The sequence below is a fragment of the Amycolatopsis sp. cmx-4-54 genome, from assembly GCF_046548895.1.
GTDB lineage: Bacteria > Actinomycetota > Actinomycetes > Mycobacteriales > Pseudonocardiaceae > Amycolatopsis.
In genome coordinates this window covers 207,144-223,385 of record NZ_JAEBEJ010000007.1, presented here as the reverse complement: position 1 = coordinate 223,385, position 16,242 = coordinate 207,144, and the positions used below count along the sequence as shown (strand labels likewise).

13 protein-coding genes and 1 pseudogene are annotated in these 16,242 nt (G+C 68.9%); 5 read left to right on the top strand and 9 right to left on the bottom strand.

Annotated elements, in window-relative coordinates; all coding sequences use genetic code 11:
- Window positions 1–216: 216 nt before the first annotated feature.
- The 5 genes from ACLJQ7_RS24430 to ACLJQ7_RS24410 form a co-directional block, all read right to left on the bottom strand.
- Complete coding sequence (locus tag ACLJQ7_RS24430) at window positions 217–1,197, bottom strand: VWA domain-containing protein (protein WP_410650489.1); 981 nt, start codon at window positions 1,195–1,197, stop codon at window positions 217–219.
- A complete protein-coding gene (locus tag ACLJQ7_RS24425) occupies window positions 1,194–2,078 on the bottom strand; it encodes a DUF58 domain-containing protein (RefSeq protein ID WP_225950060.1) in 885 nt (294 codons plus the stop codon). The genes ACLJQ7_RS24430 and ACLJQ7_RS24425 overlap by 4 nt, the downstream gene beginning before the upstream one ends.
- A gap of 66 nt (window positions 2,079–2,144) precedes the next feature.
- Complete coding sequence (locus tag ACLJQ7_RS24420; RefSeq protein ID WP_410650488.1) at window positions 2,145–3,215, bottom strand: AAA family ATPase; 1,071 nt, start codon at window positions 3,213–3,215, stop codon at window positions 2,145–2,147.
- Between the two features lie 116 nt (window positions 3,216–3,331).
- Window positions 3,332–3,874, bottom strand: coding sequence for a molybdenum cofactor guanylyltransferase (locus ACLJQ7_RS24415; RefSeq protein WP_410650487.1), 543 nt, complete (start codon window positions 3,872–3,874; stop codon window positions 3,332–3,334).
- Window positions 3,875–3,876: 2 nt separating this feature from the next.
- Complete coding sequence (locus ACLJQ7_RS24410) at window positions 3,877–5,232, bottom strand: NlpC/P60 family protein (RefSeq protein WP_410650486.1); 1,356 nt, start codon at window positions 5,230–5,232, stop codon at window positions 3,877–3,879.
- Window positions 5,233–5,574: 342 nt separating this feature from the next.
- Between ACLJQ7_RS24410 and ACLJQ7_RS24405 the strand changes: the two genes are divergently transcribed.
- Entirely contained in the window at window positions 5,575–8,382 is a 2,808-nt protein-coding gene (locus ACLJQ7_RS24405) for an aconitate hydratase (RefSeq protein ID WP_410650485.1), read from the top strand.
- Between the two features lie 73 nt (window positions 8,383–8,455).
- Window positions 8,456–9,259, top strand: coding sequence for an alpha/beta fold hydrolase (locus ACLJQ7_RS24400; protein ID WP_410650484.1), 804 nt, complete (start codon window positions 8,456–8,458; stop codon window positions 9,257–9,259).
- A 227-nt stretch (window positions 9,260–9,486) separates the two neighbouring features.
- On the opposite strand, the pseudogene ACLJQ7_RS24395 reads toward ACLJQ7_RS24400, so the two are convergent.
- Window positions 9,487–9,918, bottom strand: a pseudogene (locus ACLJQ7_RS24395) (MgtC/SapB family protein); the annotation flags it as partial.
- Between the two features lie 135 nt (window positions 9,919–10,053).
- The gene (locus ACLJQ7_RS24390; protein WP_410650483.1) at window positions 10,054–11,007 is read right to left on the bottom strand and encodes a LysR family transcriptional regulator; all 954 of its coding nucleotides are present in this window, start codon (window positions 11,005–11,007) and stop codon (window positions 10,054–10,056) included.
- Window positions 11,008–11,151: 144 nt separating this feature from the next.
- Here ACLJQ7_RS24390 and ACLJQ7_RS24385 point away from each other — a divergent pair, with 144 nt between their 5' ends.
- Genes ACLJQ7_RS24385 through ACLJQ7_RS24375 form a run of 3 tightly spaced genes read left to right on the top strand, consistent with a single transcriptional unit; the run spans window position 11,152 to window position 13,838 of the window.
- Window positions 11,152–12,570, top strand: a complete 1,419-nt coding sequence (locus ACLJQ7_RS24385) for an MFS transporter (protein ID WP_410650671.1) — start codon at window positions 11,152–11,154, stop codon at window positions 12,568–12,570.
- 13 nt (window positions 12,571–12,583) lie between these two features.
- Window positions 12,584–13,474 carry an SDR family oxidoreductase gene (locus tag ACLJQ7_RS24380; protein ID WP_410650482.1) on the top strand — a complete coding sequence of 297 codons (891 nt, stop codon included), beginning with the start codon at window positions 12,584–12,586 and terminating at the stop codon, window positions 13,472–13,474.
- Between the two features lie 16 nt (window positions 13,475–13,490).
- Window positions 13,491–13,838 carry a darcynin family protein gene (locus ACLJQ7_RS24375; RefSeq protein ID WP_410650481.1) on the top strand — a complete coding sequence of 116 codons (348 nt, stop codon included), beginning with the start codon at window positions 13,491–13,493 and terminating at the stop codon, window positions 13,836–13,838.
- Between the two features lie 206 nt (window positions 13,839–14,044).
- Here ACLJQ7_RS24375 and ACLJQ7_RS24370 read toward each other — a convergent pair whose 3' ends face one another.
- Window positions 14,045–15,652: an alpha/beta hydrolase gene (locus ACLJQ7_RS24370; protein ID WP_410650480.1), complete on the bottom strand. Its 1,608-nt coding sequence runs from the start codon at window positions 15,650–15,652 to the stop codon at window positions 14,045–14,047.
- Window positions 15,653–15,811: 159 nt separating this feature from the next.
- Window positions 15,812–16,234 (bottom strand): nitroreductase family deazaflavin-dependent oxidoreductase, encoded by a 423-nt coding sequence (locus ACLJQ7_RS24365; RefSeq protein ID WP_410650670.1) that lies wholly within the window; start codon window positions 16,232–16,234, stop codon window positions 15,812–15,814.
- Between the last annotated feature and the right edge of the window lie 8 nt (window positions 16,235–16,242).

Here is a 16,242-nt window from a genome sequence, read left to right as displayed (position 1 = left end):
AAATTTGCAAGGAAAGGACCTTTCATAGCACTCTCGGGAGCCGAATCAGGCCCCGTCGGGGTCGTACCCGCCCGCCCGCGCTCGTCCGGCAGCCGACGTAGGTTCGTGGTGCGCCCATCGCCAGGACGCGCGTTGCGAAAGCCACTTTCGCAACCTTCAAGGTTGCGAAAGTGGCTTTCGCAACGCGGCCCCCGCCCACTCTCGGCCAAAAGGGCGCTACGGCAGTCGCTGCCCCAAGAAGAGCGAGGCCGCCGCCCCGATCATCAGCACCAAAGTACCGAGGATGACCCAAGGCCTGCTCGCGTCGGCGTCCTTGAGCTCGTACCCGATCTGCTCGCCGAGGTCGTCGTACACGCGTTTCAGTTCGTCCGCGCTCGCCGCCTTGTAGAAGTCGCCGCCCGAAAGCCGGGCGATCTCCTCGAGCGATTCGTCGTCGACCTTCACGTCCTGCGGTTTGCCGTCGATGTCGACCGAACCGTGCGTGGTGCCGAACGAGATCGACGAGATCGGCACCTGAGCCTGCTTCGCCGCTTGCGCCGCCGTGTAGCCGCCGCGCGGGGCGTACAAGTCGTCCGGAACGGTCTGCTTGCCGTCACTCATCAGGACGATCCGGGCGGGCGGTGGGCCTTCCGCCCCACCGACGATCGCCGAGAAGCTCTCGATCGACTGCAACGCGGCGAAAATCCCTTCACCGGTGGCCGTCGACTGCGCCAGCTTGAGATTGTCGATCGCCTTCACCACGCCGCCGCGGTCGGTGGTCGGCGCGACCAACACGGTCGCCGTCCCGGCGAAGGAGATCAGCCCGAGGTTCACGCCAGGGGTCATGTTCTGCGCGAACGACCGCGCCGACTCCTGTGCCGCCTTCAGCCGGGTCGGGGCGACGTCGGTCGCCTCCATCGACAATGAGGTGTCGATCACCAGCATCACGGTGGCCCGGTTGCGGGGCACCTTCTGTTCGGCCGTCGGCCCGGCGAGCGCGACGGTGAGCACCAGCAGCGACAGCACGATCAGGATGGCGGGAACGTGCCGCACCCATCCCTGGCTCTTCGGCGCGACCTTCTCCAGCAGTTCCAGGTTGGCGAACCGCAGGGTGCGCTTGCGCCGCGCGCGCTGGGAAAGCACGTAACCAACGGCCACCGCGGCGACCGCCAGCAGCAGCAGGAACCACCACGGCGAGGCGAATCCGGTGAGGCTCACGCGACACCACCGGACCAGCGGCGCTTGCGAGCCACCACGAACCGGACCATGTCCGCGATCCAGTCCGAATCGGTGCGCAGCACCAGATGCGCGGCACCGGCCCGGCGCAGCGCGGCCGCGACCTCCTGCCGGTGGGCATGCGCCGCGGCGCCGAATTCCTTGCGCAGCAAGGCCGAAGCGTGCACTTCGCGCTGTTTCCCTGTCTCCGGGTCGGCCAGCACGACGGTGCCCACGTCGGGCAGGTCGATGTCGCGCGGGTCGAGGACTTCGATGGCGATGAGGTCGTGGTGCCCGCCGAGCGCGCGCAACGGACGCTGCCATTCGGTGTCACCGAGGAAGTCGGAGATCACGACGGCGAGCCCGCGCCGCCGGGGCGGACGGCGCAGTTTCTCCAGCGCCGCGGCGAGGTCCCCGCGGACACCTTCCTCGGCACGCGGGGTCTCGGCGATCTTGCGGACCAGCCCCCGCGCGTGCGGGAGCCCACCGCGCGCCGGGATCCGCGTGATGCTGCCGGCCCCGTTGGAGACGAGCGCGCCGATCCGGTTGCCGCCACCGCCGGTCAGATGGGCGACCGCGGCCGTCGCGCAGACGACCAGGTCTCGCTTCTCGCACAGCGCGGTGCCGAAGTCGAGGCTCGCGGACACGTCCGCCACCAGCCACGTCTCCAGCTCGCGGTCGGCGACGGTCTCCCGGATATGCGGGCTCGTCGTCCGCGCGGTGACCGCCCAGTCCATCCTGCGGACGTCGTCACCGGGCTGGTACGGCCGCGCCTCCCCCGGTTCCGAACCCGGCCCCGGCACCAGGCCGAGGTGGTTTCCCTGCAGCAGACCGTCGAGGCGGCGGCGCACGTCGAGTTCGAGCGTGCGCAGGCCCGCCTCCATCCGCTCCCCGCGGAGTACCGGCGGAGCCCAGGAAGGACGTTCGCCCTTCTCGTTCTTCACGCTTCCCTACCTGACCGGTGCGCCGGCCGGGACCGGGCCGCCCTGCCCGGCGCCGCCCTGCGGACGGGCCGAGACCTGCGGCAACGGCACGGTCTGCAGCACCCGCGTGATGATGTGGTCGATGGGCACGCCGTCGGCGAGCGCGTCGTAGGACAGCACGAGCCGGTGACGCAGCACGTCGGGAACGACGTCGACGACGTCCTGCGGCAGCACGTAGTCCCGGCCGCGGACCAGTGCCAGCGCGCGGGCAGCGGCGATGATGCCGAGGCTGGCCCGTGGCGAGGCGCCGTAGGACACCCAGCCCGCGACGTCGGCGAGGCCGTGGTCGTTCGGAGTACGGGTGGTGAGCACGAGCCGGACGACGTAGTCGACCAGCGCGTGGTGCACGAAGACCTGCGCGGCGACGTTCTGCAGGCGGACCAGCTCGGCCGGGCTGAGCACCTCTTGCGGGGTGGGCGGGGTGACGCCCATGCGGTAGATGATCTCCCGCTCTTCCTCGGCCGTCGGGTACTCGACGACGATCTTGAAGAGGAAGCGGTCACGCTGCGCCTCGGGCAGCGGGTACACACCCTCGTTCTCGATCGGGTTCTGCGTGGCGAGCACGAGGAACGGGTCGGGCATCGGGAAGGTCTGGCCACCGATGGACACGTGCCGCTCGGCCATCACCTCGAGCATCGCCGACTGCACCTTCGCCGGCGCGCGGTTGATCTCGTCGGCGAGCACGAAGTTCGCCACCACCGGGCCGAGTTCGACGTCGAACCGCTCGGCGCCCTGGCGGTAGATCCGGGTGCCGAGGATGTCGGCGGGGACCAGGTCCGGAGTGAACTGCACCCGCGAGAACGAACCGCCGACCACTCGCGCGAAGGTCTCGACGGCCAGGGTCTTCGCGACACCGGGAACGCCTTCGAGCAGGAGGTGCCCCCTGGCGAGCAGGCCGACCAGCATCCGCTCGACCAGCCTGTCCTGGCCGACGATGATCCGCTTGACCTCGAACACGGTCCGCTCAAGCAACTGGGCGTCCCGCGCCGGCGTTCCGGGCTGCTGCTGCGCGCCGTCGGCGTAGCCGGGCTCGGTCACTGTGCCTCCTGTGTTCCCCGCTTGCGTACATGCGTCCGGATGTGACCGTAGTGGTCGGTGACACAGCCGTTCGTGACGGTAGCCAACCCGATCAGCGGTATGACGGCTGTGAAGCTCTAGGAGAGCCGGTCCAGATCCTCGGGCGTGTCGATGTCGTCGCTTTCGCCCGGCTCCTCGGGCACCTCGACGATCTCCAGCCCACCCAGTGTCCGTCGCAGCGACGCGTTCTCGACCGTCTCCGGCAAAGCGGCGCGCAGTGCCTCCGCACGCCAGGCGCCGAGCAGCCATTGCCGCTCCCCCGAAGCGTCGACCAGCACCGCACCCGATGCCCGGCCGAGTCCGGCCAGCAATCGATCCACAGTGGACTTCCGGACGCCCGCGAGATCGCCTGCCAGCACCACGACGAATTCGGTGCGCACCAACGCGAGCCCGGCGGCCAGCGCGGCCACCGGTCCCGTTCCCGGCGAGGACTCCCTGGTCCAGACGACGTCGCCGAAACCCGGCCGTTCCGGGCCGACGACGATCACCGGATCCGCGTCCGCGAGCGCGGCCAAAGCCCTGGCGAGCAACGGTTTCCCGCCGACAGGGAGCGCGGGTTTGTCCACACCGGACAGGCGACGCGCGGCGCCGCCTGCCAGCACGATCCCCGCGTACGCCATGTCTAGCCGATCAAGCGGGTCGCGTACGGCATGATGCCGCCGTAGCGCACCGGCGCGATGCGGACCCGCAGGCCCGACTGCGGCGCCTCGACCATCTGCCCGTTCCCGAGGTACATCGCGACGTGGTGGATGCCTCGCGCGCTGCCGCCCCAGAAGAGCATGTCGCCGCGCCGCATCTGCGAGAGCGGCACCTTCCGCCCGGCGTTGTACTGGTAGCCGCTGTAATGCGGGAGCGACCTCACCCCGGCGAAGGCGTAGATCATCAGGCCCGAGCAATCGAAGCCGATCTTGTTGTAGTCGCCGTAACGGTCTGCCGTGCCACCGTCGCGGATACCGCGCGTCGGTCCGGACGTGTTGCCACCGCCCCAGGCGTAGACCACGCCGAGCTGCGCCAGTGCCCGCCGGACGACGGCTTCGACGCTCGCCCCTGCGGGAGCCGACTGGACGGGCCTGCCCGTCGGAAGGCCACCTCCGCCTTGGCTGGGGCTGGGCCGCGACGCGGCGAGAGCGGCCTGACGGGCACGTTCCTCGTCCTCGCGTGCCTTCTGCGCCTTCCAGTCCTCGTAGCGCTGCCGCTGCCCCTGGAGGCCGCTGACCTTCTGCTGCGCTTCGAAGAGCTGCTTCTCTACGTTCGCCTTGTCGGCTTCGAGCCTCTCGTTCTGGTTGGCCTGGGTGTCCTGCGCGTGCTGCGCGGCGCTCTGCGCGTTGTCGGCCTCGCGCTTGGCCGCCTCCGCCGCACGCTTGCGCTCCTGCGCGATCTCCAGCTTCTTGCGCGCGGTCGCATCCTTGTTGGACTTGTCCGTCTGCGCGCGCTTCATCGTGTCGAGCGCGTTGAGCCTGCTGCCGCCGACCGCGTCGAGCATCTGGGCGCGGCCGAGCAGTTCCTTCGGGCTGTTGGCCGTCAGATACGCCGAAACCGAGCCGACCTTGCTGCCCTGCTGGAAGCTGGCGGCGGCGAACCGGTCGAGGTCGGCGCGAGCCTTGTCGATGGCGGCCTGCGCCGCGTCGGATTCGGCGCGGGCGGCCTGCGCGTCGCGATCGGCCTGCGCGGCTTCGTCCTGCGCGGTGCCGGCGTCGACCCTCGCCTTGTTGGCCTCTTCCATCTTCAGCTCGACGTCGTCGTTGAGCTGGGCGAGCTTCGACTCGGCCTGGGCCAGCTGGTTCGTGAGCCTGCCGACGTCGCCCGCCTTGGCGTTGGCCTCGGACTTGCTGGAGTTGATCTCGGAGTCGCTGGGGTTCGGCGGGGGCGGCGGTACCGCGATGGCGGTACCCGTCACCCCGAGCAACAGGGCGATTCCCAGCGCGCCGATGGTCGTGCCACGGCGGGCACCGGCCCCAGACCCCGTTTCACCACGCACGATCCACCCACCTCCTGATCTTGAACAATGAGCTCACTGTGCCACTGCCGTCACAGCATTACCAGAAGCACCACCAGGAACTTACACACCGTAGGCACCATTTCCCCTCAACGGGGGACGAACAGACGAACGTTTCGTCACTCGAACGGCCGCAGGTCGATGAGACGTTCCCTACGCGCGTGTCGGCTTGCTTCCCAAAAAGGACGGGCGTACTGTTTGAAGAGACGAACAGAGGTGTGCCATCCCGCGTCCGGACCTACGGTGGGGGTGCGCAAGACTCGCTCCCGGCCGACCCGAACGGCCTGGAGAACTCACCGAACTGACCCGCCACTGGAGTTAGAAGTGACCGCACCCGCCAGCAAGGACAGCTTCGGCGCCAAAGACACGCTGAAGGTGGGCGACGCCTCGTACGAGGTGTTCCGCCTGAACAAGGTCGAGGGCTCCCAGCGCCTTCCCTACAGCCTGAAGATCCTGCTCGAGAACCTGCTGCGGACCGAGGACGGCGCGAACATCACCGCCGACCACATCCGCGCGCTCGGCGACTGGGACGCTAAGGCCGACCCGTCGATCGAGATCCAGTTCACGCCCGCCCGCGTGATCATGCAGGACTTCACCGGCGTGCCCTGCGTCGTCGACCTCGCCACCATGCGCGAGGCCGTCACCGACCTCGGCGGCGACCCGGACAAGGTCAATCCGCTCGCCCCCGCCGAGCTGGTCATCGACCACTCGGTGATCATCGACGTCTTCGGCCGCGCCGACGCCTTCGAGCGCAACGTCGAGATCGAGTACGAGCGCAACCGCGAGCGCTACCAGTTCCTGCGCTGGGGCCAGGGCGCCTTCGACGAGTTCAAGGTCGTCCCGCCGGGCACCGGCATCGTGCACCAGGTCAACATCGAGCACCTCGCGCGCACGGTGATGGCCCGCAACGGCCAGGCGTACCCCGACTCCTGCGTCGGCACCGACTCGCACACCACCATGGTCAACGGCCTCGGCGTGCTGGGCTGGGGCGTCGGCGGCATCGAGGCCGAGGCCGCCATGCTGGGCCAGCCCGTCTCCATGCTCATCCCGCGCGTCGTGGGCTTCAAGCTCACCGGCGAGATCCCGACCGGCGTGACCGCCACCGACGTCGTGCTCACCATCACCGAGATGCTGCGCAAGCACGGTGTGGTCAGCAAGTTCGTCGAGTTCTACGGCGAGAGCGTCGGCGCGGTGCCGCTGGCCAACCGCGCCACCATCGGCAACATGAGCCCGGAGTTCGGCTCCACCGCGGCGATCTTCCCGATCGACGAGGAGACCGTCCGCTACCTCAAGCTCACCGGCCGCTCCGAGGAGCAGGTCGCGCTCGTCGAGGCCTACGCCAAGGAGCAGGGCCTCTGGCACGACCCGTCGCACGAGCCGGAGTACTCCGAGTACATCGAGCTGGACCTGTCGACGGTCGTCCCGTCGATCGCCGGCCCGAAGCGCCCGCAGGACCGCATCGAGCTCACCGACGCGAAGAACTCCTTCCGCAAGTCGATCCACGACTACGTCGGCGGCGAAGAGGTCCCGCACACCAACGTGGACGAAGCCGTCGAGGAGTCCTTCCCGGCCAGCGACCCGGCCGCCCTCTCGTTCAAGGACGAGGGCGCGGTCGACATCCAGTCGGCGGCGAACGGCCACACCGGCCGCCCGACCAATCCGGTCAAGGTGAGCACGTCGGACCGTGGCGACTTCATCCTCGACCACGGCGCCGTGGTGATCGCCTCGATCACCTCCTGCACCAACACCTCCAACCCGTCGGTCATGCTCGGCGCGGCACTGCTCGCCAGGAACGCGGTCGACAAGGGCCTCGCGGTCAAGCCGTGGGTCAAGACCTCGATGGCGCCGGGTTCGCAGGTCGTCACCGACTACTACGACAAGGCCGGCCTTTGGCCGTACTTGGAGAAGCTGGGCTACCACCTGGTCGGCTACGGCTGCACCACCTGCATCGGCAACTCCGGCCCGCTCTCGGACGAGATCTCCGCGGCGATCCAGGAGAACGACCTCACCGCGGTTTCGGTGCTCTCGGGCAACCGGAACTTCGAAGGCCGCATCAACCCCGACGTGAAGATGAACTACCTCGCGTCGCCGCCGCTGGTCATCGCCTACGCGCTCGCCGGCACGATGGACTTCGACTTCGAGAACCAGCCGCTCGGCCAGGACTCCGACGGCAACGACGTCTTCCTGAAGGACATCTGGCCGTCGGCCAAGGAGATCCAGGAGACCATCGACTACGCGATCACGCAGGAGATGTTCACCAAGGACTACGCCGACGTCTTCGACGGTGGCGAGCGGTGGAAGTCGCTGCCCACCCCCGAGGGCAAGACCTTCGACTGGGACGCCGAATCCACCTACGTCCGGAAGCCCCCGTACTTCGAGGGCATGCAGGCGAAGCCCGCCCCGGTCACCGACATCTCCGGCGCGCGCGTGCTGGCGAAGCTGGGCGACTCGGTCACCACCGACCACATCTCCCCCGCCGGCGCGATCAAGCCGGGCACCCCGGCCGCGCAGTACCTGACCGAGCACGGCGTGGAGAAGAAGGACTTCAACTCCTACGGCTCGCGTCGCGGTAACCACGAGGTCATGATCCGCGGCACCTTCGCGAACATCCGGCTGCGCAACCAGCTGCTGGACGACGTGCAGGGCGGCTACACCCGCGACTTCACCCAGGACGACGCCCCGCAGGCGTTCATCTACGACGCGGCGCAGAACTACGCGGCGCAGGACATCCCGCTGGTCGTCCTGGGCGGCAAGGAATACGGCTCCGGTTCGTCCCGTGACTGGGCGGCCAAGGGCACGCGCCTGCTGGGCGTGCGCGCGGTGATCACCGAGTCGTTCGAGCGCATCCACCGGTCGAACCTGATCGGCATGGGCGTCATCCCGCTGCAGTTCCCGGCGGGCGAGTCGGCCTCGTCGCTCGGCCTCGACGGCACCGAGACGTTCGACATCTCGGGCATCACGAAGCTGAACGACGGCGAGACCCCGCGCACGGTCCACGTCACCGCGACGAAGACCGACGGCACCAAGGTGGAGTTCGACGCGGACGTCCGCATCGACACCCCGGGTGAGGCGGACTACTACCGCAACGGCGGCATCCTGCAGTACGTCCTGCGGAAGATGACCCAGGCGTAAGCACGGCGCACGAAGGCCCCTTTCCCCGCACTTTGGGGAAAGGGGCCTTCCGCGCTTTTCGGTACCGTGCGGTATGACCACGGGGAGAGTTCAGGTCCGAAACGGCGAAGTGGCGTACGAGGTCCGGGGCGATGGCGACCCGGTGATCCTGCTGCACGGCGGGATGCTCGACTCCCGGATGTGGGACGCGGAGATGAGGGCGCTCGCACGTCACCACACCGCCATCCGGTACGACGCACGCGGGCACGGCGACTCGTCCACACCGACAGAGCGGTTCAAGCACTACGAGGATCTCCGAGAGCTGATGACCGCGCTGGGGCTTCCCCGCGCGTCGCTGGTCGGTTTGTCCGGTGGCGGCCGGATCGCGGCCGACTTCGCGCTGACCTATCCGGATCTGGTCGAGAACCTCGTGCTCGTGGCCACCGGTCTCAGCGCGATGGTGACGAAGGACCCTTTCGTCCTGGAGCAGAACAAGAACCTCGAAGAGGCGGGTGCCCGGGGTGATCTTCCCGCCGCCATCGAGTGCGTCCTGCGTATGTGGGTGGACGGGCCGCGGCGCGCGCCCGCGGACGTCGATCAGCGAGTCCGGCGACTGTGCCAGGAGATGTACACGCAGACGATCGTGCGGCACGGGCTCTCGGGCTTCACGCTGATGGACGAACTACGGGCCGTCGAACGCATCGGCGAGCTGACCCCGCGCACCTTGACCTTGGTGGGGGATCTGGATTCCTCGGATATCGCCGCCATTGCCGACCAGATCGAAAGCGAAGCACGCGACGCCCGGAAACTCGTCGTCCCCGGGGTCGCGCACATGATCAATCTGGAGGAACCCGCCGAGTTCTCCCGGATAGTGCTGGAGTTCCTGACCTGCTCGTAAGTGGTCAAGGGCTCCTTGCCTACCCTGAGAGCAGGCGAGGAGCCCTTCACCACCCCCCGATGTGGTGCCGCTGGGAGCCCGCGCACCAGACCACGGTCCCGACGTTGCGAAAGCCACTTTCGCAACCTTCAACGTTGCGAAAGTGGCTTTCGCAACTCCCGGCCGCGCTGCCGGACCCGCCGTCAAGCGGCCTCGCGGTCTTCCTGCTCCGAGCAGTCTTCCCGGTGCTCCGGACGGCGGTCGACGACGCGGCCGAGCGGGCGCAACAGCACGTTGACCCCGACGATCACCACGGTCCCGGCGAGCGCGACGACGTAAAGTCCCGCTCCCGCAAGGGATCCGACGGCCGCCGAGCACCACAGCGTGGCCGCGGTGTTGAGCCCGCGCACGTTCAGCCCGTCCCGCAGAATAACCCCGGCGCCGAGGAAACCGATACCGGAGACGATCTGGGCGGCAACGCGCGTCGGGTCGGCGTCACCGCTGGTGTTCAGCCCGCCGAAACCGTGGGCGGACAACAGGACGAAGAGGGTCGCTCCGACGGCGACGAGGGCGTTGGTGCGGAGTCCGGCCATCCGGGCGCGGTACTGACGCTCGATGCCGATGACGGCCCCGAGGCCGACGCCGGTGCCGACCCTGAGCAGCATTTCGAAGGTGTTCATGATTCCGGCTCTTTTCTGGCGTGCGTACACAAAGCCAGACAGGGAATGGAGACCGGAGAAGGTCAGCGCACCGCGCACACGGGTGAACGGCGACCACGTCCGGTCGGTCCAGAACTGTCTTCCGGCATGTGCCGCTCACCTCGCTTTCGTACTCGATCGGTGTTGATCAACCTTCGAGACTTTACCACCGGACGCCCCGAGCGCGGCGTGGATCGTGTCACGTAGCCAGCGCTGGACCGGATCGGCGTCGAGTCGCGCGTGCCAGAGCTGGCAGACCTCGATGGGCGGGAGATCCGCGGGGATCGGGAACCAGCGGATGCCGAGCGACCGGCCGTACTGCTCGGCGAGCCGTTGGGGCGCGAGCCCGATGTAGTCGCTCGACGCGACCAGGAACGCGGCGACGGCGGTAGTGGGGACGACCGCCGCGACCCGGCGTTGGAGGCCGTCCGCCTCGAGCACGTCGTCGAGCGGTCCCCTGCCCCGGCCGCGCCGTGAAGCGGAAACGTGCGGATACCGGCAAAGCTGCCTCAGCGTCGGGCGGCGCACAGCGCCCAGCGGGCCGTCCGCCCTGACGATCGCGACCACTCGTTCGTGGTACAGCAGCGTCGACCGGATATCGGGCGCGGCGATGTCGCCCGCGCCGATGTCCAGGTCCACCGAACCGTCTCGCAGGGCCTCGGTGGTTTCGCTGCCCTCGGCGACGAAACGCAGAACGACACCCGGCGCGACCGCGGCGGTCGCCTCGGCGGCGGCCGTCACCAGTGTCGCGGCGACACCGTCGTTGATGCGGATGGTGAAGGTGCGTTCGAGGTCGCCGATCGCCAGCTCGCGGTCGGCGCTGATCAGGGCCGACGCCTCGTCGAGCAGGGACCGCACCCGCGGGGCCGTCCGGAGCGCGAACGGCGTCGGCACCATCCCGCGGCCGGCGCGCACCAGGATCGGGTCGCCCATCGCCCGCCGCAACCGGCCCAGCGCCCGGCTGGCCGCGGGGATCGACAGGTGCAGCCGTTCGGCCGCCGCCGTCACGCTGCCCTCCCGCAGCAACGCGTCGAACACCCGCAAGAGGTTGAGATCCAGCTGATCGACCATTGTTGCATCGTACGCAACTCTAGGTTGCCAAAGTTGCGTGGCGCGAAGAACGCGCTGGCCCATAACGTCGTGGACATGCCACTCCGCCTTCAACTTCGCGAAGCCCCTGAAGCCGCAGCGGACCGACGCGGCCTGTTGACCGCGATGTGCGCCTGTGTCGTGCTCGTGGTCGGGATGGTCGCCGCGATCAACCTCGCCGTGCCGATGCTGGCGGCGAGCGAACTCCACCCGTCCGCGTCGGCCTTGATCTGGATCGTCGACACCTACGTCATTTTCTTCGCCTGTCTCGTGATTCCCGGCGGAGCGGCGGGCGACCGCTTCGGCCGCAAGGGCGTTCTGCTCGCCGGGCTGGCGCTGTTCGCGCTCGGCGCACTGCTGTCGGCGCTCGCGCCCGACGTGCCTTTCCTGCTGGCGGGCCGGGCGATCACGGGGATCGGGGCCGCCGCGGTGCTGCCCAACACGCTCGCCGTCCTGCTGCACGCCGTCCCCGCCGAGCGCAAGGGCGTGACCATCGCGATCTGGGCCTCGATGACCGGAATCGGCGGTGTACTGGGGAACGTCGGTGGCGGCGCGGTACTGGCAGGCGGATCGTGGCGCTGGCTGTTCGCGGCCGCCGTCCCGCTCTCTCTGGTGCTCCTCGCGCTGACCGCCCGAATCGCGCCCGTGTCCCCGAGGCACGACCGGCCGCTCAGCCCGCTCGGCGCCGTCCTGCTCGTCGGCGCGTCGGTCGCGCTGCTGCTCGGCATCGTCGAGGGCCCGGAAGCAGGCTGGGGCAGCCCGCTCGTCCTAGCCGGTTTCGCCGGCGCGGTCGTGCTTTTCGCCTTGTGGACGTTCGTGGAACTGAGGGCCGGGCACCCGCTGCTCGATCCCCGGCTGTTCCGCGTGCCCGCGCTGCGCAGTGCCTGCCTCGGCATGACCGCGATCTTCTTCGGGATGTTCGCGCTGTTCTACGTCAACGCGTCCTTTCTCCAGTACGGCAAGGGTTTCAGTGTGCTGCTGACCGGGCTCGGGATCATCCCGCTGACCGTCCCGGTCATTCTCGGGGCGCGGCACGTCGGCGGACTCGTCCGGCGCGTCGGCGTCGACGCCACTGTCGCCATCGCCTTCGTCTTCTGCGGCTGCGGCCTCCTCGGACTGTCCACAAGCGACTCTTCGACGCCGTACCCGGTCTACGCGGCCTGGCTCGTGGTGACCGGGATCGGTGTCACGCTGGCCCTTCCGACGCTGTCCGCCGCGATCTCCGGTGCGCTGCCTCCCGCACAGGCCGGTGTCGGCGCCGGGCTGCAGGCCACCACCCGGGAATTCGGCAGCGCGCTCGGCGTCGCGGTCATCGGCACCGTCCTCACCGGACGGTTCGTGGCCGCGCTGCCGCCCGACGTCCGCGCGGACCACGATCCGCACACCGTGGCGCAGGCGCTGGCGGCCGTTCCCGGCCGATCTCCCGAAGTGATCTCCGCTTTCGTCACCGGCGCGAGCACGGCGCTGCGGGTGATCGGCGTCAGCGTGCTCGTCCTCGGGGCGCTCGTCGTCCTGCAATCAAGGCTTTCCCGTAACCCCAAGTAGAAGGAGCTTTCCCATGCAGATATTCGTCACCGGGGCGACCGGCTGGATCGGCTCGGCCGTCGTGGACGAGTTGCTCGACGCCGGTCACGAGGTCACCGGCCTCGCCCGATCGGACGCCTCCGCCGCCGCGCTCGACCGGAAGGGCGCCCGGATCCGCCGTGGCGACCTGGACGATCTCGACGGCCTCCGCGCGGGCGCCGAAGAGGCCGACGCCGTCATCCATCTGGCGAACAAGCACGACTGGGGCAACCCCGCCGAATCCGACCGGGCCGAACGGGCGGCCGTCGAAACCTTCGCCGACACTTTGACCGGGACCGGCCGGGCCTTCGTTCTCGCCGCGGGTCTCTCGACCCTGGCCAAGGGACGTCCCGCCACCGAGACCGACCTCTCCCCCGCCGTCGGCCCCGATTCCCATCGAGGCGGCGCCGAGAACCTCGCCCTCGACTACGCCGAAAAGAGGATGCGGGTGATCAGTGCCCGTTTCGCGCCGTCGGTGCATGGCGTGGGCGACCAGGGATTTCTCGCCGCCATCGTCGCGGCCGCTCGCAAGCATGGCGTCTCCGCCTACGTCGGCGACGGCGCCGCGGCCTGGGCTGCCGTGCACCGCACCGACGCCGCCCGGCTCGTCCGGCTGGGGTTGGAAGGTGCGCCCACCGGCACGCTGCTCCACGCGGTCGCCGAGGAACGCGTCACTACTCGGGAGATCGCCGAAGCCGTCGGGCGGAAGCTCGGCCTTCCGGTGGTCTCCGTGACACCGGAGAACGCCTCCGAGCATTTCGGTTTCGTCGGCCGGTTCCTCGCGCTGGACATGTCCGCTTCCAGCGCGCGCACCCGAGAACTCCTCGAGTGGACCCCATACGGACCGAGCCTGGCCGAGGACATCGAAGCCGGCGCCTACGCCTGACCGAAAGGGGAACACCATGTCCGAAGTGACTGCGTTCATGCTGGTGAAGACCACGCCGGAATGGCTCGGCCTCACCGTCGAGCAGCGGGTGAAGGCCTTCAAAACCGAGATTCTCCCGGTGATCGAGAGCAAGGTGAAAGGCGTCCGGTCCCGGTTCTTCGACACGGAGTTCTACTCCGCGCGAGTGACCGACGTGTGGGTATGGGAAGCCGAGGACCACCACGCGTACCAGTTGCTCATCGAGGCGTTGCGTGAAACGCCCTTCTGGGACCGGTACTTCGAGATCGTCGACCTCCTGGTCGGGGTCGAGAACGCGTACGCGGCGAACTACGGTCTGGACGCCTACGCGAGCGTCGACGTCTGAGGCCGGCGGGTGAGCCAGGCGCACCGGCGGCCGCGACCACGCCGAAGCCGGTGCCCTGGTTACCCACCCGGATCGCCTGGACGAGCAGTCGTCCGGCCTATCCGGCCCTCCCCGTCCGGAACCCTAGGGCCGGGCGTCGGGGACCGGTCCCCGGACGCCACGAAGGCCACCGCCGAGACGGTGGCCTTCGTGGTCGTTCGCCTGGATCAGGCAGTGGTTTCGAACGGCTGGACGTTCGGCTGGAAGACCTGGCCGTTGGCCGGGACCTTCAGGTCGATCAGGTAGTCGGCCGTCACCTTGTCCACCCCGAGCGAGTCGCCAAGGATGCAGTGCCCGAAGGCGTCGACCGAGAGCAGGCGGGCGTTGCCCAGCTGGTCGGCCATCCGCTTGGAGAACAGGTACTGGGTCGCCGGGTCGTAGTAGTTCCCGACGACCAGCACCGGGGTTTCGGTCTTGGCCCGCCACGGGCCGCGGTAGACGTCCGGCTTCTTCGCCGGCCACACCGGGCAGCCCGCGATGTCCGAGAAAGCCTGGTAGCGACCGAAAGTGGGCGATTCCTTCTCCCACTTCGCGGCGATCTCGGGGACCTTCTCCTGCTTGATCGTGATCTTCTTGTCCGAGCAGTTCACGGCGAAGTAGGAGTCGTCGCCGGTGTAGGGGCTGTCCGGGTTCGCGTCCGCGCGCCCGTTCGCCCCCGACCGCAGCACCTTCAGCTCGACGGCCCGCGCCGTCTGCGTCTGCGCCGCGGGCGGGTGGAGGATGTTGTACAGCGCCTGCAGGTCGTCGGCCAGTGGCGGGAACGACGTCGGCGAGTACAGCACCCCGGCCACCGTGCTGGTGAACGCGTTGATGTCGTAGCTGCTCCCGTCCGGCAGCTTGATCGGCTGCCGGCGCAGGTAGGCGCGGATCTCGTCGAACTTCTCGCGCGGGGCGCCCTGGCTGAAGGAGCACTTCGGCCCGACCTGCGCGCACTTGCGCAGGAAGCCGTCCAGCGCGATCTCGAATCCGCGAGCACGCTCGCGGTCGTACTGCACGCCGTCGCTGGTGCGCAGCGCCGGGTCGACGTTGCCGTCGATGACGATCGCCCGGCTCTGCTTCGGGAACATGCCCGTGTACGTCGACCCGATCAAGGTGCCGTACGAGAAGCCGACGAAGGTCAGCTTCTGGTCGCCGACGGCCGCCCGCATCTTGTCGAGGTCACGCACGACGTCCTTGGTGGACATGTGGTTCAGCAGCGCGCCGGCGTTGTTCTTGCAGAACTGACCGTAGTCGCGGTACGACGCGAGCGTGCCGGAGATCTCCTGCCGCGACAACGGCACAGGTATCTGCGCGGCGAAGACGTCGTTCGCGTCCTCCTGCGTGGTGAAGCATTTGAGCGGGTTGCTGGCCCCGACGCCGCGCGGGTCGAACCCGATCAGGTCGAACCGGTCCAGCACCTGCGGCTGGAAGTAGTTGCCCGCGCCGATCGGCATCCGGAACCCGGAGCCGCCGGGACCGCCCGGGTTGAGGAACAGCGAGCCGACCTTCTTGCCGGGCGTCTTCGCCGCCCGCTTCAGCATCGCGATGTCGATGGTGCCGAGCGCCGCGTTGTCGTGGTCGATCGGCACGCGATACCGCGCGCAGCTGTAGAACTTGGCCTGGTCGGCCGGAACACCGCGGATCTGGTCCGCCGTGCAGGAACCCCAGTTCACCGGCGCCGTCGCCCCGACCTGGGCGGCGGGCGTCCCGCCATCCTGGGCGGCGACCGCCGTCCCGGACGCTCCGGTCAACGCGGCGCCGGCCACGAGTGCCCCTACCAGTGCGAAACCGCGCACCGGCCTCCTTGTGGATCTCGGCAAAACGACTCCTCCCTCGGCTGGCGACGTGATGTGCCACGTCGCTCGGCGCGCCGTCGACGTCACGGCGCGTAACACACCAAGCGAGCCTCGCACAAGCCGGTAACCCCAGTCACCGGCCGAAAGGATGGTACGAACCTATCGGGTAGTGGTCTTCAACTCGAAAATCGGTAACACACGGCGAGCGGCTTGCTCCTCCATGGAGTACCCGGGCCAGAACTCCAGCAGCAGCTTCCACATCGCTTCGTACTCGTCTCCGCGTAGTTCCCTGGCCCTGACCGGGATCTCCCTGCCCGCCAGCGCGACGACCGCGTCGCGATTCGACCGCAGGTTGTGTGTCCACGCGGGATCGTTGGGCCTCCCCCAATTGGAGCCGACGAGCACGAAGTCCTCACGGTGCGGGAAGTAGAGAAGATTGGTACTGCGAGGCAGTCCGCTCTTGCGGCCGGTCGTGGTCAGCCGCAGGGAAGGGAGCCCGGCCAGCGCGACCAGGCTCACCTTCCCCTTGCACAGCCGGTGGAGTCTCTTGTCCACCCAGATGATCCCGCCGGCGAGCCCCATCAGCCACG

Bases quoted from the DNA above. Each gene is read 5' to 3' on its own strand.
- ACLJQ7_RS24425 (WP_225950060.1), bottom strand. From the start codon at position 2,078: ATGGAGGCGGGCCTGCGCACGCTCGAACTCGACGTGCGCCGCCGCCTC.
- ACLJQ7_RS24415 (WP_410650487.1), bottom strand. From the start codon at position 3,874: ATGGCGTACGCGGGGATCGTGCTGGCAGGCGGCGCCGCGCGTCGCCTG.
- ACLJQ7_RS24400 (WP_410650484.1), top strand. From the start codon at position 8,456: ATGACCACGGGGAGAGTTCAGGTCCGAAACGGCGAAGTGGCGTACGAG.
- ACLJQ7_RS24390 (WP_410650483.1), bottom strand. From the start codon at position 11,007: ATGGTCGATCAGCTGGATCTCAACCTCTTGCGGGTGTTCGACGCGTTG.
- ACLJQ7_RS24385 (WP_410650671.1), top strand. From the start codon at position 11,152: ATGTGCGCCTGTGTCGTGCTCGTGGTCGGGATGGTCGCCGCGATCAAC.
- ACLJQ7_RS24380 (WP_410650482.1), top strand. From the start codon at position 12,584: ATGCAGATATTCGTCACCGGGGCGACCGGCTGGATCGGCTCGGCCGTC.
- ACLJQ7_RS24375 (WP_410650481.1), top strand. From the start codon at position 13,491: ATGTCCGAAGTGACTGCGTTCATGCTGGTGAAGACCACGCCGGAATGG.
- ACLJQ7_RS24365 (WP_410650670.1), bottom strand. From the start codon at position 16,234: ATGGGGCTCGCCGGCGGGATCATCTGGGTGGACAAGAGACTCCACCGG.